Origin of the sequence: Desulfoluna spongiiphila (genome assembly GCF_900101345.1) — a bacterium.
In the GTDB taxonomy this organism is placed as follows: Bacteria; Desulfobacterota; Desulfobacteria; order Desulfobacterales; family Desulfolunaceae; genus Desulfoluna; species Desulfoluna spongiiphila.
Genome location: NZ_FMUX01000015.1, coordinates 1 through 22687, shown reverse-complemented (window position 1 = coordinate 22687; position 22687 = coordinate 1). Strand labels below are relative to the sequence as shown.

At 59.1% G+C, this 22687-nt stretch carries 19 protein-coding genes and 1 tRNA gene; 16 read left to right on the top strand and 4 right to left on the bottom strand.

Annotation, left to right across the window (positions count from 1 at the left end):
* Positions 1-168 precede the first annotated feature (168 nt).
* The 11 genes from BLQ12_RS18095 (at position 169) to BLQ12_RS18040 (ending at position 13440) form a co-directional block, all read left to right on the top strand.
* Complete coding sequence (locus tag BLQ12_RS18095; protein ID WP_092212884.1) at positions 169-1980, top strand: acyl-CoA dehydrogenase; 1812 nt, start codon at positions 169-171, stop codon at positions 1978-1980.
* Between the two features lie 218 nt (positions 1981-2198).
* Positions 2199-2822 carry a hypothetical protein gene (locus BLQ12_RS18090; protein ID WP_092212680.1) on the top strand — a complete coding sequence of 208 codons (624 nt, stop codon included), beginning with the start codon at positions 2199-2201 and terminating at the stop codon, positions 2820-2822.
* Positions 2823-3499: 677 nt separating this feature from the next.
* Positions 3500-4438 carry a cytochrome c3 family protein gene (locus tag BLQ12_RS18085; RefSeq protein WP_092212678.1) on the top strand — a complete coding sequence of 313 codons (939 nt, stop codon included), beginning with the start codon at positions 3500-3502 and terminating at the stop codon, positions 4436-4438.
* A gap of 55 nt (positions 4439-4493) precedes the next feature.
* Positions 4494-5171: a sulfate respiration complex protein HmcE gene (gene hmcE, locus BLQ12_RS18080; RefSeq protein WP_092212676.1), complete on the top strand. Its 678-nt coding sequence runs from the start codon at positions 4494-4496 to the stop codon at positions 5169-5171.
* Positions 5172-5262: 91 nt separating this feature from the next.
* Complete coding sequence (gene hmcF / locus BLQ12_RS18075) at positions 5263-6648, top strand: sulfate respiration complex iron-sulfur protein HmcF (protein ID WP_092212674.1); 1386 nt, start codon at positions 5263-5265, stop codon at positions 6646-6648.
* 628 nt (positions 6649-7276) lie between these two features.
* Positions 7277-8215, top strand: a complete 939-nt coding sequence (locus tag BLQ12_RS18070; RefSeq protein ID WP_092212672.1) for a cytochrome c3 family protein — start codon at positions 7277-7279, stop codon at positions 8213-8215.
* Positions 8216-8363: 148 nt separating this feature from the next.
* Positions 8364-9041, top strand: coding sequence for a sulfate respiration complex protein HmcE (gene hmcE, locus BLQ12_RS18065; RefSeq protein ID WP_092212670.1), 678 nt, complete (start codon positions 8364-8366; stop codon positions 9039-9041).
* 43 nt (positions 9042-9084) lie between these two features.
* Entirely contained in the window at positions 9085-10470 is a 1386-nt protein-coding gene (hmcF, locus tag BLQ12_RS18060) for a sulfate respiration complex iron-sulfur protein HmcF (RefSeq protein WP_092212668.1), read from the top strand.
* A 466-nt stretch (positions 10471-10936) separates the two neighbouring features.
* Entirely contained in the window at positions 10937-11839 is a 903-nt protein-coding gene (locus tag BLQ12_RS18050) for a universal stress protein (RefSeq protein ID WP_175469916.1), read from the top strand.
* 189 nt (positions 11840-12028) lie between these two features.
* Entirely contained in the window at positions 12029-12823 is a 795-nt protein-coding gene (locus BLQ12_RS18045) for a DUF3786 domain-containing protein (protein ID WP_092212662.1), read from the top strand.
* A 122-nt stretch (positions 12824-12945) separates the two neighbouring features.
* Entirely contained in the window at positions 12946-13440 is a 495-nt protein-coding gene (locus BLQ12_RS18040) for an Lcl C-terminal domain-containing protein (protein ID WP_092212660.1), read from the top strand.
* Here BLQ12_RS18040 and BLQ12_RS18035 read toward each other — a convergent pair.
* Complete coding sequence (locus BLQ12_RS18035; RefSeq protein WP_092212658.1) at positions 13410-15335, bottom strand: AMP-dependent synthetase/ligase; 1926 nt, start codon at positions 15333-15335, stop codon at positions 13410-13412. The genes BLQ12_RS18040 and BLQ12_RS18035 overlap by 31 nt on opposite strands.
* A gap of 271 nt (positions 15336-15606) precedes the next feature.
* Here BLQ12_RS18035 and BLQ12_RS18030 point away from each other — a divergent pair, with 271 nt between their 5' ends.
* A complete protein-coding gene (locus BLQ12_RS18030) occupies positions 15607-16740 on the top strand; it encodes an amidohydrolase (RefSeq protein ID WP_175469915.1) in 1134 nt (377 codons plus the stop codon).
* A gap of 6 nt (positions 16741-16746) precedes the next feature.
* On the opposite strand, the gene BLQ12_RS18025 is transcribed toward BLQ12_RS18030, so the two are convergent.
* The 3 genes from BLQ12_RS18025 to BLQ12_RS18015 form a co-directional block, all read right to left on the bottom strand.
* The gene (locus tag BLQ12_RS18025) at positions 16747-17094 is read right to left on the bottom strand and encodes a hypothetical protein (protein ID WP_092212654.1); all 348 of its coding nucleotides are present in this window, start codon (positions 17092-17094) and stop codon (positions 16747-16749) included.
* 443 nt (positions 17095-17537) lie between these two features.
* The gene (locus BLQ12_RS18020) at positions 17538-18227 is read right to left on the bottom strand and encodes a DsbA family protein (protein WP_092212652.1); all 690 of its coding nucleotides are present in this window, start codon (positions 18225-18227) and stop codon (positions 17538-17540) included.
* Positions 18228-18318: 91 nt separating this feature from the next.
* Positions 18319-19368 (bottom strand): TOBE domain-containing protein, encoded by a 1050-nt coding sequence (locus tag BLQ12_RS18015; RefSeq protein ID WP_092212650.1) that lies wholly within the window; start codon positions 19366-19368, stop codon positions 18319-18321.
* 154 nt (positions 19369-19522) lie between these two features.
* Between BLQ12_RS18015 and BLQ12_RS18010 the strand changes: the two genes are divergently transcribed.
* The 4 genes from BLQ12_RS18010 to BLQ12_RS17995 all read left to right on the top strand — a co-directional run bounded on the left by BLQ12_RS18010 (position 19523) and on the right by BLQ12_RS17995 (position 22668).
* Complete coding sequence (locus BLQ12_RS18010) at positions 19523-20428, top strand: sulfite exporter TauE/SafE family protein (RefSeq protein ID WP_092212648.1); 906 nt, start codon at positions 19523-19525, stop codon at positions 20426-20428.
* A 104-nt stretch (positions 20429-20532) separates the two neighbouring features.
* The gene (locus tag BLQ12_RS18005; RefSeq protein ID WP_092212646.1) at positions 20533-21468 is read left to right on the top strand and encodes a glycyl-radical enzyme activating protein; all 936 of its coding nucleotides are present in this window, start codon (positions 20533-20535) and stop codon (positions 21466-21468) included.
* 68 nt (positions 21469-21536) lie between these two features.
* On the top strand, positions 21537-22352 hold the full coding sequence (locus BLQ12_RS18000) for an SDR family NAD(P)-dependent oxidoreductase (protein WP_092212644.1): 816 nt from the start codon (positions 21537-21539) through the stop codon (positions 22350-22352).
* A 240-nt stretch (positions 22353-22592) separates the two neighbouring features.
* Positions 22593-22668, top strand: a tRNA-Val gene (locus BLQ12_RS17995).
* The last annotated feature ends 19 nt before the right edge of the window (positions 22669-22687 follow it).

Sequence of the window (22687 nt, the reverse complement as noted above, 5' to 3'; positions counted from 1 at the left end):
GGAGGGGGTGTCTTGATTAAAGCTGACGTTAACGTTATGCGCAGCATCCCGAGACAGGCACCCTTGCGGAAGGGGCATGCCCGGGGGTACCCAACGCCCCGCGCAACCGGCCGGAGCCCTTGCTGCATGTTCGTTTATTCCGAGTTTTCAACCCAGAGGAGAGGCATGATGGCACACCAACTTGCAGACCGACGTGACGTTGAATTTGTACTTCATGAGCAGCTGAACCTGAGTGATCTCAGCAACCACGAAACCTACGGAGAATTCAATAAAAAAACCATCGACCTGGTGATCTCCGAAGCGCGGAACCTGGCTTTAAAAGAGGTGCTCCCCACCAACGCCCCCGGTGATCAGTCCGGATGCACCCTTGAAAACGGCCACGTGCAGATCCCCGATGAGTTCAAGCGGGTCTGGGAGCTCTACCGGGACGGTGAATGGATCGCCACCAGTGAAGATCCCGGCTGGGGCGGGCAGGGCATGCCCCACGCCCTGTCCATGGCGTGTACCGAATACCTCTCCGGTGCCAACATGGCCATGTACATGTACGTGGCCCTGACCCACGGTGCCGCCAACCTCGTGGAGGCCTTCGGCTCCCAGGGGCAGAAGGAGAAGTACCTGCGCAAGATGTACTCCGGTGAGTGGACGGGCACCATGCTTCTTACCGAACCCGGTGCCGGTTCGGATGTGGGCGCCCTGACCACCACGGCCACCCCCAACGCCGACGGCACATACAGCATCAAGGGCAACAAGATTTTTATCTCCGGCGGCGAGCATGACATGGTGGAGAACATCGTCCATCCCGTACTGGCCCGCATTGAGGGCGCACCGGAAGGCACCAAGGGGATCAGCCTCTTTACGGTTCCCAAGTACCGGGTCGCCGATGACGGATCCGTGGGAGAGTTCAACGACGTGGTCTGCACCGGCATCGAGCACAAAATGGGTATCCACGGCAACTGCACCTGCTCCCTTGCCCTGGGGGAGAAGGGCGAGTGCGTGGGCGAGCTCCTCGGCGAGCCCAACAAGGGCATGCGGGCCATGTTCCAGATGATGAACGAAGCCCGTCTTTTCGTGGGCATCCAGGGTCTCAGCGTGGCCGGTGCGTCCTATGCCAACGCCCTGACCTACGCCAAAGAGCGGGTCCAGGGCCCCAACCTCATGACCATGATGGACAAAAACCCGCCCGCGGTACCCATCATCCAGCACCCGGACATTCGCCGCCAGCTCATCGCCATGAAGGCCAACGTGGAGGCCATGCGAAGCCTTCTCTTTTACATCGGCTACTGTTCCGACCTCAAAAAGGTGAGTGACTCCGAGGACGAGAAAGAGCGACTCCAGGGAATCATCGACGTGCTCATCCCCATCGGCAAGGGGTACGTGACGGACCGTTCCTACGATGTCTGTTCCCACGGCATGCAGGTTTACGGGGGATACGGGTTCATCGAAGAGTACCCCCAGGCCCAGCTCCTCAGGGACTGCCGCATCACCATGATCTATGAAGGCACCAACGGGATCCAGGCCATGGATCTTCTGGGGCGCAAGCTCGGCATGAAAAAGGGCAAGGCCGTCATGGATCTCATGGCCGAGATGCAGAAAACCATCGCCGGGGCCCGGGAGGTCGCGGCCCTTGCTCCCCTTGCCGACGAGCTTGAAAAAGCCGTGGGCAAACTCGGCGAGGTGGCCATGTACATGGGCAAGACCGCCATGAGCACGGAGGTGATGAACGCCTTTGCCAACGCCCATCCTTTCATGACCGTTACAGGGGATGTGGTCTTTGCCTGGATGCACCTCTGGCGGGCCCTTACCGCCACGGCGGGCCTTGAAAAAACAAAAAAACGGGACAAGGACTTCTACGGGGGCGTCCTGGCCTCGGCAGCCCACTACATCCAGACGGAACTGCCCGTGGCCCAGGGGCGCATGCGCGCCATCCTCAAGGGGTCGGATGCCGCCATGACCATCCCGGAGACGGCCTTTTTCGGGTAATGTGTCAGTGAACATGCCGTCTGTGGTTTGCTCTCCGGGCAAATCGCAGGCGGCTCAGCGTTGAGTGAAACGTCTTGTTCCTGGCTGCCTCCATGATTGACATCGCGGGTCTCCAGGTATAGATATCCATCCATGGTTCCGGCGTATTGGGGCTCTGGCAAAAAAACATGATTTTTTTGCCGGGGCCTTTGTTCTGTTTGTTGATTGTGGAGGCACGGATGTTTTTTCTGGGGGCGTATCTGGAAAGGGATGAGGGAACAGCCAGGGTGGTTGTGGTGGAAAAGGGATTTTACAGCGGAACCAAGCGTTACCGCATCGTCCACGCAGAGACCCTGCAGGAAAAAGACAGGGACGCCCTGACCCGAACCCTCCTTGATATGCGCCTGGATGAGCGCTGGACGGCGGTGAAAAAAGTGTTCAGCCAAAGCGGACGGCCCCCGAAGACAAAAAAAGAGCCCCCCTTGATTCTTCTTACCTCCCGGGACGACGTGGTGCAGATGGCCGAGGCCATGCGCAGGCGCTGTGCCTCGGTGGAGGTGCTCCTCAGCACCGAACCGGACCAGGTCGTGAAACAGCGTTTAAAATCCGATGCCTTTCATAACTGCCACGTGGTAACGCTTCCCATGATCCGAAAGGCCCTTGAGGCGGCCATGGAAAAAGGGAGCCTCAACGCCGATGAGCTCAAGGTCCATGGGGCCAGCCCCCTTTACCTCCTGGCCGAGGCTCTTTTGGAAGCACCCCATGGAGAAGCCGTTGTCTCCGGGGATAACGCCGCCTGGTTTTGCGCCCTGGGCGGCAGCATCTGGCACGGCGAGTCCATCCGTCGGGTCAAGCGGTATTAAAACCAGTCCCGTTTCACGCAAAGCCCCCCCCATTGCCTGCCCGACACCCCCACCCAGGGGGGACGCCATCATGGTTTCCTCCCTTTGAGCCCAGCTTGTTCCCGAGCCCATACCAGACCCTTGACAAGGGCACCCCATGTTCACCCACCACGGGTGACGTGTGTTTCATTCTCAACACCGATCCGTGACCTCTCACCTCCCTCGCAATTCTATTGAAAGACTTGATCAGTATAATTGATGACGCAGTTTTTATTTCTTTTCAAGTTTTGGGGTAAATAGCGGAGGGGCGAATTTTCACCTTTCTCAATATATTAGAATCATGACAAATAGAAGCGCGAAAACTGCTGATGAGTGGGGCTCTTGAAAAAAATAATTGACAATGCCCTTGCGTGAAGCGTAGTGTTTCATTGCTCATACGCAGTGGGCATGGAGTATTAATGAGTAATCGAACGTGTGACACATAACGGGGCAATTTTTTTGTGGTGGGCTTTCATGAGGCACACGTCCACAGGATTTCCTTGATGGGAAACCTCGTCTTCTCAGCAGGTATCAAGAGAGAACGCATTTCCAGGCAGCGCTGCCGGGAGATTTTTTATGGGACCGAAGCCACAGTCGAAACGACTGGGCCCGATATATCCATTGTTTTCTGTTAACCTGAGCCATGAGAAGGAACCGTTATGCGAAAGCGAGTCGAGGCAACCCTGGCTGTTTTTCTGATTCTGTCCTGTGTGGGGTTGCGCCTGGCGTACACTGCCCACCGGACATCTCCGGAAGAAAGCGTTGATCTCATTACCATTGATGCCCTTGCCCCGTTGGACTCCCAGGAACGTCCGGCCGTGCGATTTCCCCATGACCTGCACGTGGCGGCCACGGACGAGGGAGCAAGCTGCCTTGCATGCCATGATCCGGCCCCCGGGGACAGCCCCGGCATCTCCTTTGCCCTGAAAGATCGGCAGGGCCTTTCAGGCCTGGCTGTGCAGGATTTTTACCACGATCACTGCATCGGTTGCCATGCCGAGCGTGAGGCAACCGGAGAGCCCACCGGCCCCCAGGTCTGCAGCGGTTGTCACGTAAAACACGCCCCCAACCCGTCATCCATGTCACACGCCGTTGATTTTGATGCCCGTCTCCACGTGCGCCATACCGATGACGCCGCCCTTGACTGCCAAACGTGCCATGACGCCCTTGCGTCAAGTCAAGGCCGCGGCGATACGGCCCAGACTTCCCACACCCTGTGCATCACCTGCCACCTGGACATCGCCACCTCCGATGCTCCCCTTGACTGCACCGGGTGCCACGCAAAGCCCCTTTCATCTTCCGACTCTGGCGAGCTGCCTGCCATGGCCGCTTACGGCGGCGAGGTTGCCTTTGACCATGACCTCCATGAAGAGTCCGTCATCTCCTGCGATATCTGCCATCACAAAGAGCCCGACACCGGCTGTGCCGAGTGCCATACCCGGGACGGTTCGCCCGAGGGAGACGGAGTCACCCTGCAGACGGCCATTCACTCCCTTGATGCAGAGCGCAGCTGCATCGGCTGCCACGACACCATGGGGGCCGGGGTGGTGGACGACTGCACCGGGTGCCACGCACCTTTCGGCACAGAGCCCAGGTAGACCACGCCACACGCGCCTCACATTTTTATTCGAATTCATGTTCGGAGGAAACACCATGTATCAGTTTATTACCGGGCCGCTTCTCTGGCTCTCCTTCAGTGTTTTTTTTATCGGCTGCCTTGTGCATGTGGTTCTTTACGTAAAGAACCTGGACCAGGACCTGGACCGGGTCTCCTACAGCTCGAATATCGGCTGGGGGATCCGGGGCGCCTTTCGCTCCCTTTTTTTCTGGATGCTGCCCTTCGGCACCCGAAGCTGGCGGGTCAAGCCTGTTTACACCGTGATCTTCTATCTTTTTCACCTGTGTGCGGTGATCGCGCCCCTGTTCCTCTGCGCCCATGCCGTGATCCTGAAATTGCGCTGGGGCATTGCCGTGCCGACCCTTCCCGATGCGGTGGCGGACTGGATGACCGTGGGGGTCATGGTGGCCGCCCTGGCCATGGTGATCCGCCGGGTGGTCCTTCCCGAAGTGCGCCTTCTTACCACAAGCCGTGAGCTGGGGGCCCTTTTTATCGCCGTGGCTCCCTTTGCAACCGGCTACATCGCCTACCACCAGATTGGGGACAGCACCTTCTGGACCCTGGCCCATATCCTCTCAGGGGAGATGCTGCTGGTGGCCATCCCCTTTACCAAACTCTCCCATGTCGTGCTCTTCTTCTGCTCCCGCATTCAGATCGGCATGGATTTCGGCGTCAAGCGCGGAGGGATGAAGTCGGCGGGCATGCCTGTCTGAGCAAAGGTCAGAAAGCACCCCGGGAGACGATGATGCCCCTTGCGGGGCGTAAAGATTTGCATGGAACACGACCACAGAAGGAAAAGAGACAATGCCGGAAGGAACATTTTGCAACAGAAAACCCATTGATACCAAAGACGAACTCTCAGCGTTCATGACCGACAAGGGAGGCGCCCAGTACTACAAAGAGATGGCCTCCCTTGAGGTGGACGTCCCTGCCTTGAAGGCCGAGCTCAAACGGAGCCTCAAGTCCCGGCTGAAGACCTGGCTCAACACTTGCCAGGGATGCGGCCTCTGCGCCGACTCCTGCTTCTTCTATCTCGCCAACGACAAGGACCCCAAACAGGTCCCCTCCTACAAGATCCAGTCCACCCTGGGTGAGCTGGTGCATCGGAAAGGGAAGGTGGACACCGCCTTTATGATGCACTGCATGGACGTGGCCTGGGGCCAGTGCACCTGCTGCAACCGATGCGCCCTGTACTGCCCCATGGGCATCGACATGGGGGTGATGTTCAGCTACCTGCGCGGCCTGCTGTACTCCCAGGGATTTGTGCCCTGGGAGATGAAGATCGGCTCGGGCATGCACCGGGTGTACCGCGCCCAGATGGACATCACCACCGAGGACTGGGTGGACACCTGCGAGTGGATGGAGGAGGAGACCGAGGAGGAGTGGCCGGGTCTTTCGATCCCCATGGACCAGGAGAACGCGGACATCATTTACACGGTCAATGCCAGGGAGCCCAAGCACTACCCGGAAGACCTCGCCGACGCCGCCACCTTGTTTCACCTGGCCGGAGAGAGCTGGACCGTTCCCTCCGAAGGGTGGGAAGAGACCAGCCTTGCCATGTTTGCAGGAGACTGGGAGGCAGCCAAGCTGCAGGTCCAGTCCGTCTATTCGGCCATCGACCGGCTCAAGCCCAAGCGCATGGTGGTCACCGAGTGCGGGCACGCCTACCGGGCCACCGTCATCGAAGGGCCTTACTGGGCCGGGATCAAAGACGGAAAACCTCCGGTGGAGACCCTCCACTACGTGGAATGGGTGGCAGAGGCCCTTCGAACCGGTAAATTGAAAATTGATCCGGCCAAACGGATCAAGGAGCCGGTGACCTACCATGACTCCTGCAACTACATCCGCAACGCAGGCCTGGCCAGCGCCGCCCGGTACATCATGGCACAGATCGCAGAGGATTTCCGGGAAATGACGCCCACCCGGGAACACAACTTCTGCTGCGGTGGGGGAGGGGGCCTAAACGGCATCGGGCGCTACCGCCAGGAGCGAAACACCGGCATGAAGGTGAAGCGGGACCAGATCCTGGCCACCGGGGCCAAGCTGGTGATCACGCCCTGCCACAACTGCTGGGATGCCATCAGGGACCTTGAAGAGGTCTACAAGATCGGGATTCGGTGGTCGTTTCTCAAGCCGCTGCTCATCAAGATGGTGGTTGTCCCTGAGCACCTGACCCACGTGGAAGAGTAGGCGGGGGCATGGCTGGCCCGGGGGTGTTTGATTTGAGCACCCTTTGATTTTCCATGGAGCACACCGGGCTGAAACCGGCAGGCGAGATGTTCGCCCGCCGGTTTTTTTTGCTCATAACGATCAGCTGAAGTGATGAAAGGGTACGCAAAAGTCTAACTGAGCAATGTCTTCAATAAAATTTAACAGACCATAATGATCTATACTGATATGGTATAGTAAACGAAATACGAAAATTTTTAAGAGTGTAATATATTGTAATTTATGTGTAAAAAAATGGTGATCCCAGAGCATGCTCACGGTTTATCGTTAAAAAATATTTGACAATAAACCGTCTCATGGTAAAGTGCGTTTGCTCATACGCAGTGAGCTTGGAGTTATTATCTAGTAAAAAGTGTAACATATTAGCGGGCGTTATTACGCCTGCGGTGGGGGTAGTATTCCCCACGCCCTGACAGACTGCACCCTCTGCACCAAGGTGCCGGCTCTCATATGGCAGGAAAACAAAGAGACACTATTTCTAAATTTATTTTTAGGAATAATTGCGCGGTATTGTAATCGGCGTCGCAACGACCCGGTACGGATATAGCCATTGTTTTCTGTTAACTTGAGGGTTTGGTAAGGAGCAGTTATGCACAAACGAGTCGGGGCAAGCCTGGCATTTCTCCTTGTACTTTTGTTTTTCGGCCTGTGTCTTGCAAATACCGGGGACACCGGCGGACAAAGCCAAGGGGCGGATGTCATCTCCATGGACACCATCGTACCGTACGGTCAGCTTGACCGTCCCAAGGTACAATTCCCACACGACAAACATGTGCCCGTTGCCGACAAGGCCACGTGCCGTAAGTGCCACGAAGCGCGGCCCGACGGCGGGATCTCCCTGGCGTTTAAAGAGCGCAAGGGGCTCTCCGGTATGGAGGCCAGGGACTATTATCACGCCCAGTGCATCCAGTGCCATGCCGATGCCGCTGCGGAAAAACAGTCCACAGGTCCCCAGGTATGCGGCGGCTGCCACGTCAAAGGCGAGACCGCACCCCCTTCTTCCCACGACGTCCCTTTCGACGACACCCTGCACAGCATTCACTCCGAGACGGCAGCCCTGGATTGCCGGACCTGCCACGACCGGCTCCATGGGAACGATGCGGCGGGCGGCCCGGCCGTGTCGCAACGCAGCGTCTCCCACGACCTGTGCGTGAACTGCCATGTCTCCACCCTGGACTCCGGTGAACCCGGCGGTCCCGTCACCTGCACGGCCTGTCACAACGACCCGTCCGACACCTCCTCCATGCCGCGTGTTGCCACACATGGCGGTGAGGTGCTCTTTGACCACGACCTCCATGAGGGCGCTGACGTGTCGTGCGACGTCTGCCACCACAAAGAACCCGATACGGCCTGCGCCGAATGCCACACAGGTGCAAACGCCCCCGAGGGCGGCGGGGTTTCTCTGTACGCGGCCATGCACAACCGGAAAGCAGAGCAAAGCTGCATCGGGTGCCACGATGCCATGGGGGCAGGTGAGGTGGATGACTGCACCGGCTGCCATGCCCCGTTCAGCGGCGGTACCCCTTAAGCGTAAACGATTCGGACGGACACCACCCGGGTGTCACGATGACCCTGTCTGCCCGGGTCCCCGAGCTTTTTATCCCCGATGGCGGACCTGTCGGGGGAGAGCAGCGGGGCGCTGCATTCTCACCGGAATGAACAAATGAGGAAACACCATGTATCAATTTATCACCGGACCGCTGCTGTGGCTCTCCCTCAGCATCTTTTTCATCGGTTGCCTTGTCCATGTGGGCCTTTACATCAAAGATCTTGACGCCCGCCTGGACCGGGTGGCCTACAACACATGCATCGCCAGCGGGCTGAAAGGGGCCATTCGTTCCATTGTGCTCTGGCTGACGCCCTTCGGGACCCGCTGCTGGCGACAGAACCCTGTCCATACCCTGCTGTTCTACCTCTTTCACGTGGGGGCCGTGGCCGCTCCGCTGTTTGTCTCGGCCCACGGGATTCTCCTGAAGTACCGATGGGGCATCTCCCTGCCGTCCATGCCCGATGCGGTGGCCGATGTGCTCACCATCTGCGTCCTTGCAGGGGCCTGCGGTCTGCTCATCCGCCGCATGGTGCTCCCCGAGGTGCGTCAGCTGACAAGGCCCCGGGATATAGGGGTCCTTTTCATCTCCGTGGCTCCCTTTGCCACCGCGCTTATGGCCTATCACCAGATCGGTGATGTGACCTTCTGGACCCTTGCGCACATCCTCAGCGGGGAGTTGTTCCTCGTGGCCGTGCCCTTTACCAAGCTCTCCCATATCGTGCTTTTTTTCTGCTCGCGCATCCAGATCGGCATGGACTTCAGCATCAAGCGCGGCGGGCTGAAAGCCCCCGGGTTCCCCTGGTAAACACCCATTATTTTTTGACCACAGTGCGTAAGGAAACAAGACCATGAAGCAAGGAAAATTGTGCAACAGAATACCCGTCGGAACCAAGGCGCAGCTTCAGGAGATCCTGGGGGACAAAGGCGGCGCTGAGTATTACAAAGAGATGGAGAGCCTGGACGTGGACGTCCCCGCTTTAAAGGCCCTCTTGAAAAAAACCTTAAAGTCTCGGCTCAAGACCTGGCTGAACTCGTGCATGCGATGCGGACTCTGTGCCGACTCCTGTTTTCTTTATATCGCCAACGACAAAGACCCCGCCCAGGTGCCTTCCTACAAGATCCAGTCCACCCTGGGCGAGCTGGTTCGCCGGAAAGGGGAGGTGGACACCGAGTTCATGATGCACTGCATGGACGTGGCCTGGTCCCAGTGCACCTGCTGCAACCGGTGCGCCATGTACTGCCCCATGGGCATCGACATGGGGGTGATGTTCTCCTACCTGCGCGGCGTGCTCTTCTCCCAGGGGTTTGTTCCGTGGGAGATGAAGATCGGCTCGGGCATGCACCGGGTCTACCGGGCCCAGATGGATATCACCACCGAGGACTGGGTGGATACCTGTCAGTGGATGGAAGAGGAGACCGAGGAGGAGTGGCCGGGCCTTGAGATCCCCGTGGACAAGGAAAACGCCGACATCATCTACACGGTCAACGCCCGGGAGGCCAAGCACTACCCCGAAGACCTGGCCGATGCCGCCGTGCTCTTTCACCTGGCAGGCGAAAACTGGACCGTGCCCTCGGAAGGATGGGAAGAGACCAGTCTGGCCATGTTCGCAGGGGACTGGGAAGCTTCGACCATGCAGGTGAAATCCGTCTACTCTGCCATCGATCGCTTGAAGCCCAAGCGCATGGTGGTCACCGAGTGCGGCCACGCGTACCGGGCCACGGTGACCGAAGGGCCCTACTGGGCAGGGATCAAATCGGGCAAGGTCCCGGTGGACAGCCTGCACTATGTGGAGTGGGTGGCCGAAGCCCTGCGCACCGGAAAGCTCAAGATCGATCCGGCCAAACGCATCAAGGAACCCGTCACCTTCCAGGACTCCTGCAACTACATTAGAAACGCGGGTCTGGCCGACGACGCCCGGTACATCATGAGTCAGATCGCCGAGGATTTTCGTGAGATGACCCCCAACCGCGAGCACAACTACTGCTGCGGCGGGGGAGGGGGCATGAACGGCATCGGCAGGTACAGGGAGCAGAGAAACATCGGCCTGAAAGTCAAGCGAGACCAGATCCTTGAGACCGGGGCCAAACTGGTGATCTCTCCCTGCCACAACTGCTGGGATGCCATCCGGGACTTGGAAGAGGTCTATCACATCGGGATCCGCTGGTCCTTCCTGAAACCTCTTCTTATTCCCATGGTGGTGGTGCCGGACCATTTGAAGCACATTGAAGAGTAAAAACAGGTGTCTGGACTTCGGTTTTTTACCCTTTTTTGCATGGGGATCCGCCCCTCTATTAAGGAAAAAACACGCCCTGCGCGCTAATTGATTGAACTTTGAAAAAATAACTGCTTTAGTTAGTAGTTAGTTATGCGTTGCGTCCCCCGGCTGTGGGCACCACATCCGGGGGACGCAACGGCATGGCATCTAAAATCAGGAGCCAGGGACATGAAGCCAATGGCAGCGACAGCATCGGACGTGCCGGTCTGCGGGGGATCCTCCCTCCGATCCGCGATGCTGTGCCGGGCCAACGCCGCTGTTTTTTCGGTCTCCCCTTTTTTTAGCGGGCCCTTTCGCACCCCTGGGTCCCTGATCTTTCTGCACCACGACCCCTTTGCCTCTCTCTTCCCGTTTTCCCTGACCTCTTCCGGCGATACTCTCAACAGAGAGTTCGATGTTGACACCTCAGACAGGCAGGTTCCTTATGTTCAAAAACATTCTCTTTACCACCACTGCGTCCCCCATCTGCGACGAAGCCGCCCGGTTTGCCTATAACCTGGCAGAAAAGTACGACTCCGGGTTAAAGGTGTTCCATGTCTACGGGCTGCCCTCCCACGGGTTTACGGCCCATGTCAACGCATTTCGATCCGAAGGCGAGGAGGTCCCGGATGCGGATTACGAAACGCTCCTGGCCCGGGAGATCCAGGCCTCCCACAAGCACCTTGCGGACAGCTCCATGGACTCAGAGGTGGTGGTCAAACCCGGGATTCCCGCAACGGAAATTCTCCGGGTGGCAAGGGCATGGGGGAGTGACCTCATCGTCATGGGGACCCACACCCGGCTGGATTGCACCGGGGCGGCCCTGGCCTTTCGAAACATCGTGGGCAACACCATGCAGAAGGTGGCCAAGAGTGCCAGGGCACCGGTTCTTATTATCAACCGCTTCTGCCCCCTGCACCACTGGGATTTCAAGCACATCGTCTTCGGCACCGATCTTTCCCGCGCTTCCGATGCCGCCTTTGACTTTGCCGTGAAGATCGCCCGGGAATCTGGGGCCAGGCTTCACCTGTTCCACGCCCTTGATATACCCGGCACCCCGGAGGACCCCGCCGCCATGGATATTCGCCTGAAGGAGGCGCGGCAAGCCGTGAAAAGCCGCTTCCTGCCCCGGGCCGGGACCTTCACCGACCTGGACATTGAGGTGTGCGAAGGGGTCCCTTACGTGGAAATATTAAAGCTGACCCGCCGCTGCAACGGTGATCTCATCGTCATGGCCCACCACGGCAAAGCCTCGGGAGAGGATCCCGACATGGGAAGCACCGTGGAACAGGTGGTGATTCGGGCCTCCTGTCCGGTGGTGAGCGTCAACCACCACGACAAGGGGTAAACCGGCGAGCCGGGAATCACCGGCATGGTTCATATTTTGGTTTGTTATCGTCCGCCTTTGGGCTATGAATGAAGAAGGCCCTTTTTTTCGGGGCGGCCTGCTGCCGCCCGGCCGTTTCTGTCGTCTTGTGTTGTCCGAGCCCATTTGCGCCTTTCCTGATCAGCAGACCCACAACACGGAGGTATACCTGTGTCCCGTCCCAAAAACGCTATGGAGATATTTAAGCACCTGGAAAAATCCAACTGCCGGGAGTGCGGCGAAAAAAGCTGCCTGGCCTTTGCCGGTGCCGTGTTTACCGGCGCCAAGCCCATCGATGCCTGCCCCAGGGTGGACGACGCCACACGCGCCTTGTTTAAAGGCGGGGCCGGTGAGACGGGGGACAACGGGGACATCTACCTTTCCGCCCTCCAGCAGGAGATGAAAGAGTGCGACCTTGCCGAAGCGTCCCGCCGCATCGGGGGCACGGTGTCCGAAGAGACGCTGATTCTCAAGGTCCTGGGCAAGGATTTCGGGGTGGACCGCGAGGGGAAGTTTCACACGACCCTGCATGTGACCCCCTACCTTGGGGTTCCTTTTCTCAACCACGTGCTCCATGGCAAGGGGGTCCCGGCCAAAGGGGAGTGGGTCTCCTACCGGGACATCCCGGGGGGACGCGAGCAGTACAACCTGTTTCACCGCCGATGTGAAGAAAACCTCAAACGCCTTGCCGACGGCCACACCGGTCTCTTTGACGACCTGGTGCATCTGTTCAATGCCAGGGAAGTACCGCCCCAGTTCCAGTCGGACATCTCGGTGGTTCTCCACTTTTTTCCCACGGTTCCTTTCATGATCTGTTACTGCAACGATCAGGACGGCCTGGGGTCTTCGCTGAATGTTTTTTACGACCGCACCGCCATCGAAAACGTGGACGCCGAATCCCTGTTTTACCTGGGGGTGGGGTTCACCTACATGCTGGAGCGCCTGGCCCTTCGCCATGGATCGTGACAGGAAAAAGGCTGACGGATCAAGGGGCCTTTGATAGTTTATAAGGATGGGAGAGGTCGTTTCCTTCCGGTGGTCGAGGGGAAAGGGCCCCTTCCTGCAATGCAGCTGCATGGAGGTGAGCCATGACAGGAAAAGGAGAAAAAAGAGAGACGGGGAAAAACCTGAAAGCCCTTGGAAAAGCCCTGGGGGGGATGCTGTTTCTGATGTTGGTGCTTCAGGGAGTCGCCCTGGCGGAGTTTAAGGTCGATGAAGAAAAAGGCATTGTGACCGACACGGCCACAGGGCTCATGTGGCAACGTCAGACAGGCAACAACGGCGAAGCCCTGACCTGGGACGAAGCGGTGGCCTATTGCAAAAAGCTTGACCTTGCCGGGTTTGACGACTGGCGCCTTCCCCATTCCCTGGAACTCCAGAGCATTGTCCACCACCAGAGCTACAACCCCGTTGTCGATCCCCGGATTTTTCCGGACACAGCCTCTTCAGGATACTGGTCCGCCACAACCTACGATGCCAACCCCGGTTACGCCTGGCGCATTGATTTCTACTACGTCGGCTACGTCAACATCAGCAACAAAGCCAACCACTACTATGTTCGGGCCGTGCGCACCCTGCGGTAAAGCGCCTCCATGTCCCGGGCGTAATGAGCCATCACCACCTTGCGCTTGACCTTGAAGGTGGGGGTCAGTTCCCCTGCGTCTTCGGTGAGCCGTCGGTTGGAGACGTGGAATTTCTTGATCTGTTCGTGGGGCTCCAGGTGGTGGTTGGCCGCATCGATTTCGCCCTGGATGAGGTCCATGATCGAAGGGCGTTCAAGCATCTCCCGCACCACCTCCGTGCAGAGGCCGTCTGCGTAGGAGAGGGCGTATTGCTCGGCCTCGGGATCTTCGGCAGCCAACACCGAGAGCAGGGCGTCGAAATCGGGAATGACCAGGGCGGTGATGAACTTTTCGCCGCTGCCCACGGCCATGACCGAGTCGATGTAGGGAGAGAGGGCAAAAAGACTCTCCACCTTGGCCGAGGGCACGTTTTTTCCTGTGTCCAGGACAAGAAGCCCGTTTTTGCGATCCACGATGCGGATGTGCTCTCCAGCCACCTTTTCCACGATATCTCCGGTTCGGTAGAATCCGTCCTCGGTGAAGGCCGCCCGGGTGGCCTCTTCGTTGTTCCAGTAGCCCACAAAGAGATTGTCCCCTTTGACCTGCCACTCCCCGTCGTCCGCGATGCGCCCTGTAACGCCCGCGCAAGGGGCCCCCACCGATCCGGGTAAAATGGCCCCCGGGGTGTTTAAATTCACCGTGTTGCAGGTTTCGGTGGAGCCGTACCCTTCAAAGATACGCACCCCCATGGCCATGAAGGTCTTGCACAAATCAGCCGAAAGGCTCCCTGCCGCGGAAAAAGCGAAGCGGAATCGTCCGCCCAGGCGCTTGCGGACCTTTGAAAAGATCAGCCGGTCGAAGAGCCTGTATTTAAAAGAGAGAAGGGGCCCGGCCCCGGAGAGAAGGTCGGCGCCTTCGGACATGTCCACGAACCCCTTGGCGTCGGCCCGGGCATCCACCACGCGCCGCCCGGTCTCCATGGCCGCAAAAAAGAGGCGGCGTTTAAGGGAAGAGGCCGAAGCCTTTTCTTTCATGGCCATGTAGATGCGTTCGTAAATCCGCGGCACGGACATGAAAAGGGTGGGGCGGAACACCGAAAGGTCCGCCACCAGGTTTTTCGGGGAAGAGTAGGCGATGGGCAGGGCCGCGTGCATGGCGATGCCGTGGCCGCACTCGCGTTCGTAGGTGTGGGACAGCGGCAGAAAGGAGAGCAGGAGGTCCTGGTCCGTGAGGACGGGAATGGCGTTAAGGTCTCTTCTGCAGGCCGCGTTCACGGACGCGTGGGTGTGGACGGCCCCCTTGGGGTTGCCGGTGGTCCCCGAGGTGTAGACAATGGTCATGGGGTCCCCAAGGGCCACGGATCGCCACCTTGCCTCCCAGTTTGTCGGTGAGGATTCGTGGTAGGCCCGCCCGCGTTTTTTAAGGCCTTCAAGGGTAAGGGCCCCGGTTTTGTCCGGTGCCTCGTCCCCGGAAAGGAGAATGACTTGGGACAGGTCGGGCATCTGGCTCCGGGCGGCGCGGACCGTTTCCAGAAAAGAGGCGTCCTGCACAAACAACACCGTGCTGCCTGAGTCGTTGATGAGGTAGGCCAGCTCCCCGGCAGTGAGGCTGGGGTAGACACAGGTGGTGATGCCCCCGGCACAAAGGATGGCATAATCCGCCTGCATCCACTGGGGCGAGGTGGTTCCCATGATCCCCACACGGTCGCCCCCGGCAACGCCAAGGGCCATGAGTCCGCAACTGATCTCCCGAATGACGTCCCCGAGCTCACCGTAGGTAAGACAGGAGAGCTCCCCCGACCCGTGGCTTTTCCACCGCTGAGCGGTGCGGTGTCCGAATTGGGTGACGTTTCGGTGCAGGAGTTCGGGAAAGGTCTGCTCGGTGATGTACCATTTTTCATCGGATGTGCTGGTCATGGAATCTCCCGGGTGTGCAGTGGCGGGTCAAACGGCGGTTGACATCCTGGTCACTATGAAGGCGAATTGAATGGTTACAAATTCTGGCGATTGCGCGTATATTTTCATTGCATATCCGGGGGTGGGCGTCCAGATGTTTGCGCCCTCCGGTCTGTTTTTTCGGGTGATGCGAACCGGTTGTTCCTTCCTGAAGGGGCATGGCGCTCCTTTTCTCCGGGGAGATCAACGAGGACACCACGGGGTGTCCGTTTTATTTTAGGATGTCATGAACATGGATGATGAACTGATACGCCTCAGGCATGAGCTGCATCGTATACCCGAAGCGTCGGGGCAGGAGATAAAAACGGCGGCGCGGGTGGCCGAGTGGCTCGGCGGGTGCGATCACCACGGCATGGTGACGGATGTGGGGGGCCACGGCGTGGCGGTGTTTTTTGACGGGCCGGCCACAGGGGAGACCCTTCTCTTCCGGGCCGATCTTGACGGGGTGCCTGTGGCCGAGATGACAGGGAGTCCCTATGCCTCGACCCATAAAGGGCTTGCCCATGCCTGCGGCCACGACGGACACATGGCCATCCTCTGCGGCCTGGCCCGGACACTCTCCGAGGTTCCTCCGGCTCGGGGACGGGTGGTGCTTTTGTTCCAACCGGCCGAAGAGACCGGCGCAGGTGCCGACGCCGTGATTCAGGACCCGCGGTTCCAGGGGTTTATCCCGGACCGGGTCTTTTCCCTGCACAACCTGCCGGGCAAGCCCTTGGGCCAGGTGTGCGTGCCGGACAGGCTCTTTGCCTGCGCCTCCCTCGGCATGGATATCCACCTGTCCGGTACCCCGAGCCATGCGGCCTGGCCGGAGCATGGGCATTCTCCCATGCCCATCGTCCAGGCACTCCTTTCCGATGAAGAGCTATTGGGCCGGGAACAGGGGGGACCGTTTTTCATGACCACGGTCACCCATCTGCAGATGGGAAGCCCGGGCTTCGGGGTGAGTCCCGGGGAGGCGAGGATCCAGCTCACCCTGAGGGCGGAGGCCGACGCATACCTGGATTACCGGATGTCCCTGATCAAAAAAAAGATGGGAGAAAGGGCCGGGCTTTTGGGGCTGGGCTGCGAGGTCATGGTGACCAATGAATTTCCCGGCACGCCCGTGGACCCGGAGGTGGCGGCCGAGGTTGTCGAGGCGGCCAGCCGTGTCGGCCTCGACGTGGCATCCCTATCCGAGCCCATGCGGTGGAGTGAGGATTTTGGATGGTTCACCCACCGGTACCCGGGGGTGATGGTGGGGCTGGGGGCAGGCGAGGGCCCCCAGCTTCACAATGCAGACTACAACTTCCCCGATGCCCTCATTGAGCCGGGGGTCGTCCTGTTTTCCGCCATTGTCCGGCACTTTTTACGCAGCACACCCATGTAAGGCGTGTCAGGTGCTCCAGAGTGATGACCGGGAGTTGAAAACAGCCTGGAAGCGGAGGTGCTGGCCCTGGTCGCCGGCCGCCTCCGGGGTCTCTTCGGGCTTAAAACCCGGGTCGTCCCCTCTCTCCGGGTGGTGTATGGCCACCGCTCCCCGGGACGAGCAGGTGCACTCCGCCCCCTTGAACAGAAGGGAAAACGGGGCACGGACAAAGCAGGTGCGGTGCCTGCCTTCGGTCTGCCCGGACATGTCCTTGTCCAAGAGCGCGAATCCGCGAGACTTGCTTTCGCTGTTTGTCACGGAAAAATCCGTTTCCTCGCGCTCGATGTCATGGTTTGTTGAAAATGGATTGAGCATGGAATTCTCCTGGTCTTTAAGGTGAAAAACAGCGATTCGCAACCCATCCTGCACCCCTGAAACCCCATGGGTCTCAAGGAAAAAACCGATACGTTATCCGATCCGATTCAGGCCGGATCACACCCCAGGGTCCCTGTGCCGACAGGAAACGCACAGTGGGTGGTCCGATTGGTGGGCTGTTTTGTTGTCGGGGTTGTCGGGCCCTGGCCCGAACGCCTCCGGTCTGAGGGCTTGGTGAGGTTGGTTTTGTTTGAAAAACGCAAAGGGATGTCGAGGCGAGGGAGTGTCTGACCTTTTACGGATGATTGAATTATGTCATGGGACGGGATGAATATGAAGCGTTATTTTTATGAACATTGATATGAATATTGAGACGTTGCGACGGTGCGGCACCGCCGCGAATTGCCTCGGGACAGGCCCCCGGGCCATGGCGGCCCGGCATGTCAGGACGCGCGACCGAAGATGAGAAGGGCCGGGGTGATCTCGGAGGTGGGAAGGTCCCCTTTGATCCAGTCATCAAGGATCCCGGTGAGGGCTGAGAGCTCTTTGTACCCCTGGTTGAGAACCGATGCATGGGGGCCCTCCTTGAGCACCAGGGCGGGAAAGGCCTGGGCATTGTAATCCCGCGCCAGGTCAAAATCATTCTGGGCTTCGAGGCGGACGGACTCGCTTTGCGCAAGGCGCGTAAACTGATCCGGGGAGACACCTATCCCTGCGGCAAGCCCGCAGAGGACCCCGGCCTGCGTGATATCCTTCATTTCAAGGTAAAACGCGTGGTGCAGGGCGCGGTAGTAGGGCAGGGCAAGGGCTTCGTTCAGGCGCCTGACAGCCACAAAGGCCCGGCTGGCCGGTGCGGAATCGTAGAGAAATCCGGGAGCGTCCGCCAGCAGGTGCCCGTTGATGGTCTGGCCGGTGGTCCGGGTGACGCCCTGCCAGTTTTCCAGGAGTTTGGGCTTTAAGGCCTCGGTGATGGGAAAAGGATCCTCCACCCGGAGCCCCCCCATGATAAACCGAAAGGGAACCGTCGACTCGAAACGCTCCATGAGGGCATCAAGGACCGGTTCAAATCCGAAACACCAGGCACACATGGGGTCGCCCACATAAATGATCTCTTTGTCCGTCGTCCGGCTCACGCGTTACATCCTCCGGTTTTGTATCGTGGCAAGCTAAATAGCTGCCCTTGATTCATGATCGCAGGGGCCGTTATACCATACATCAATCCACTTACGCATCCCCCATACGGAGAATCACGGAAAACGCATCGATGAGGGCCCATGCCGCATCACCCCGGTGCAGCTCCAGGGTATCGTCCCCGGATCGGGTCATGAGGGCGCAGACCTCGGTGCCGTCTTTGAGGGTGAGGATCACCTCGGTGGTGCTCGCCCCCCTTATAATACGGGTGACCGTCCCTTCAAGGGTGTTGGCGCAGCTGGTGACGGGGGCCACGGGACCGGCGGCCACGAGGACCCAGGGGGCCTTGACCTCGGCGGTGAGAAGGGTTCCCGGACCCAGGGCAAGGCGTTCGGCGCTCTCGTTGGTGATGATGGCGGTGACCGGGTATCCCCCCAGGGTGTCCAGGGTGACCACGGTCTGGATGTCCCCGGGGATCATGCGGGACACTTTGCCGGTGAAGCTGTTGCGCGCACTTGTTTTGATCCTGCTTTCACGACGGGTGACATGCGCCACCACCCGTTTCATGTCTTTATCGGAAAAATCGAGCCAGGAGGCGGTGAGGCCCGCCGTGCTGTGGCCGAGCATCTTCTGGACCACAGGCAGGGGCAGGTTGCTACGCAACAGCTCCACGGCCCGGGACCGACGGATAACGTTGGGGCTTCCCATGCCCTTGGGCAGGCCGCAGGCCTCGGCCCGCTCATAAAACTTTCGCCTCACATGGCCGGCATCCACCGCAAAGGGATCGGCGGCTGAGGAGGGCAGGGCGGTACGGATTTCATCGGCCACATGGGGAGGTATCTGGACCTCCCTGAACCCGGCGGCCTCCGTTCCGATGCGGACGGTGTGCCCCTTAAAATCCACCTGGCGGGTCGAGGCGATACCCAGGATCTCCCCCAGGCGGGCACCGGTGTAACGAATGAGCAGGAAGATACAGAAAATTCTCTCCCGCGATCTGCGGATATCGGGCCGCCCGGCTGCCGTGAGCCAGTCCCGGAAGGCCGTTTCCAGCTCTGCCAGTTGAACAGGGTCAAGGTACCGGTCCTCTTCCGAGGGTGCGAGGATCGAGGAGGGGTTGGTGGATGCGTGTGCCTGTGTTTTCATGGATGGCATTATAGCGATAGATCCATTAAAATCAAAGGAAATCGGGTTGACACTACGGGAATGCGAATGCTACGTATGACATGAAAATTATAAAAACCGTGTCAGCTTCATCGGCATGCCCGTGACAACCCCACATTTCCATTAGGAGGTGACCATGTTTTTCGAAACCGCAGGGATCGACGTGGCCCCCTGGATTCCCCCCCTCGTGGCCTTCGCCGTCTCATTTGTCGCCTCCATGGCCGGACTCTCCGGCGCGTTTCTCCTTCTTCCCTTTCAAATGTCCGTGCTGGGCTATGTGCACCCCTCGGTGAGCGCCACCAACCAGCTCTTCAACATCGTGGCCATTCCTTCGGGGGTGTGGCGTTTCATCAAAGAGGGGCGCATGGTCTGGCCCCTGACCATGGTGGTGGTCATCGGCACCATGCCCGGGGTGATCATCGGGGCGGTGATCCGTGTGCTCTACCTGCCGGACCCACTTCACTTCAAGGTGTTTGTGGGGATGGTACTTCTGTACATCGGGTTCCGCATGATTCGGGAACTCCTGGGCCCAAAGAAAGACGTTGCTGAAGGGGCCAACGGGGAAGGGGACGACTTTACGACCACGGTTCTTTTCTGGAACCTTCGTGAAATGGCCTACACGTTCCGGGGCAGGACCCATCGGTTCTCGGTGCCGGGCATCTCCTTTATGAGTTTCATCGTGGGCATCATCGGTGGCATATACGGCATCGGCGGCGGGGCCATCATCGCACCGTTTTTTGTTTCGTTTTACGGGCTTCCCATCTACACCATCGCAGGTGCCACCCTCATGGGCACCTTTGTGACCTCCGTTACCGGGGTGCTTTTCTACCAGGGCATGGCCCCTTTTTTTCCCACCATGCACATCGCACCGGACTGGGGCCTGGGGCTTCTCTTCGGCCTGGGCGGTATCGCAGGGATCTACATGGGCGCCCGGTGCCAGAAGTTCATGCCTGAGCGGGGGCTTAAGTGGCTCCTCTGCCTGGTTCTTCTGGGCACCGCCGGAAAATACATTGCCGGGTTTGTCCTGCATCTCCTCGCGTAGATAAAGATTGACCGCCTTTGTAAACATCGTTACGGTGATCCAGGCCCGATATGGCCGATTCGACATAAAAACAGATGGATTCACCCCATACATGAAGGTGCCCCATGAATTCCCCATCTACGGCTGCCCCACCCGACGCGCCCCTGATTCTGGAGATCAAGGGCGCGTCACTGGATGACGGCCCGGGCATCAGGACGGTGGTTTTTATAAAAGGATGCCCCCTCTCCTGCACCTGGTGCCATAACCCCGAGAGCAAGGCCGTGGGCCAGGAGCTCTCCTTTGATGCAGGCAAATGCATCCGCTGCGGCGAGTGCCTCAGGGTGTGCGGGGAAGGCGCCGTTACACCGGGGCAGGGGCCGGATCGGTCGCTGTGCAGCCTCTGCCTTGCATGCACCGAGGTGTGCCCGGCAAAGGCCCTGGAGCCGGTGGGACGGGCCATGACCCCGGAGGAGGTGGTGGAAACGGTGGCCAGGGACCTCCCTTTTTTCGATGCCTCGGGCGGCGGGGTCACCCTTTCAGGGGGCGAGCCGACCCTCTTTCCCACGTTTTGCGGCGATCTCCTGAGGCAATTCAAGGCCCGCGGCATGCACACCCTCCTTGAGACCTGCGGCCACTTTTCCTGGTCGGCATTTGAATCCCACATCCTTGACCACACGGACACGGTCTACTGCGATATCAAACTCATGAGCCCTGAGGCCCACAGGCATCATTGCGGGGTGAGCAATTCAAATATTCTCTCCAACCTCGAAAAGCTTCTAACGCTGCACCGGTCTGGGGCCCTTGACGTTTTGCCGCGGGTCCCACTGGTTCCGGGAATCACGGCAACCGTGGAGAACATCACGGCCATCGCCGATCATCTCAACGCCCTGGACGCCCACACGGTTCAGGTGTTGCCCTACAACCCCCTCTGGCACGGAAAAATCAAAAAAATGGGGGGCCATGGGGCGGCACCCTCTGAATCCCTGGGCAGGTTCATGGACAACGGGGAGGTAAAGCACTGGCGCGGGTATTTTGAAGAGCGCGGGCTTACGACACTGTAATCTGTATTAAGGAAGGGATAACACGCAGGCCACCTGTAACAACCCACTTACTATAGAAGGAGACGATCATGGACTGGAAGGGCATCACGGTATATGTGACGGGCGGTTCAAGCGGTATCGGGCTGGAGACGGCCAGGCAGCTATTCGACAAGGGGGCCCGGGTGGCGCTTTTTGCCCGGGGGGAGCAGGCCTTGACCGCCGTGGCCGAGGCGTTCAGTGCACGATCGGATCAGCCCGAGGTGTTTTCTCTGCCCATGGATGTGTCCGACTGGGCGGATGTCCACCGCAAGATCGGTACGACCGTCACCACATTCGGGGCACCGGACGTGGTGGTGAACTGTGCCGGGGTGGGCATTGCCGACCATTTCGAGAACATCGACGCCGAGGCCTTTGACAAGGTACTGGCCATCAACGTCTCCGGGAGTCGCAATGTCGCCGCGGCCACCGTGCCCTGGTTGAAAAAGAACAAGGGGGCCCTTGTTCTCATCGCCTCATCCGCGGGGTTTATCCCGGTCTTCGGGTACTCGGCATACAGCACCTCAAAATTTGCCGTCATGGGATTTGCCGAGGTGCTGCGCTGCGAACTGACACGCTTCGGCGTCCAGGTCAGCCTTTTCTGCCCGTCGGAGGTGGATACTCCCATGCTGGAAAGGGAAAAGCCCACCATCCCCAAGGAGACCCGGGCCCTGAAAGACTTTGCCGGTGTCCTGCCTGTGGGTGTGGCCGCCGAAAAACTGATCAGGGGCATTGAAAAAGGGCGGTTCCTCATTGTCCCCGGTGTGCGCACCAAGCTCCTTTACTGGGTGCGTCGCCTCGTGCCGGGCCCCCTGTATCGCTTTGGGGCGGATTTCACCGCCATGGTGGGGGCCACCAGGGGGAGCTGACAGGGAACTGTCCCGGCAACAAAAAGGGGGGTTCCAGCCGGTCCCAGGAGGGCTCAACACGTCCCCGACAGGGGTGTTGGCGGGCGAAACCCATTTTCGATTATCAACCGTTTTAAAATGGTGGTACAATATCAGGTGATATTCCGGTCCCATAGTCCGCTGAGGCTGAAAGCATCGACAAATATGGCTTTCAGGTGTTGACATGCATGGGATGGTCCTGTAAAAGTTTCCTCGTTCTTCGGGCGAATAACTCAGTTGGAAGAGTGCAACCCTTACAAGGTTGAAGTCACAGGTTCGAGCCCTGTTTCGCCCACCACCCGGGTCGTTAACTCAGT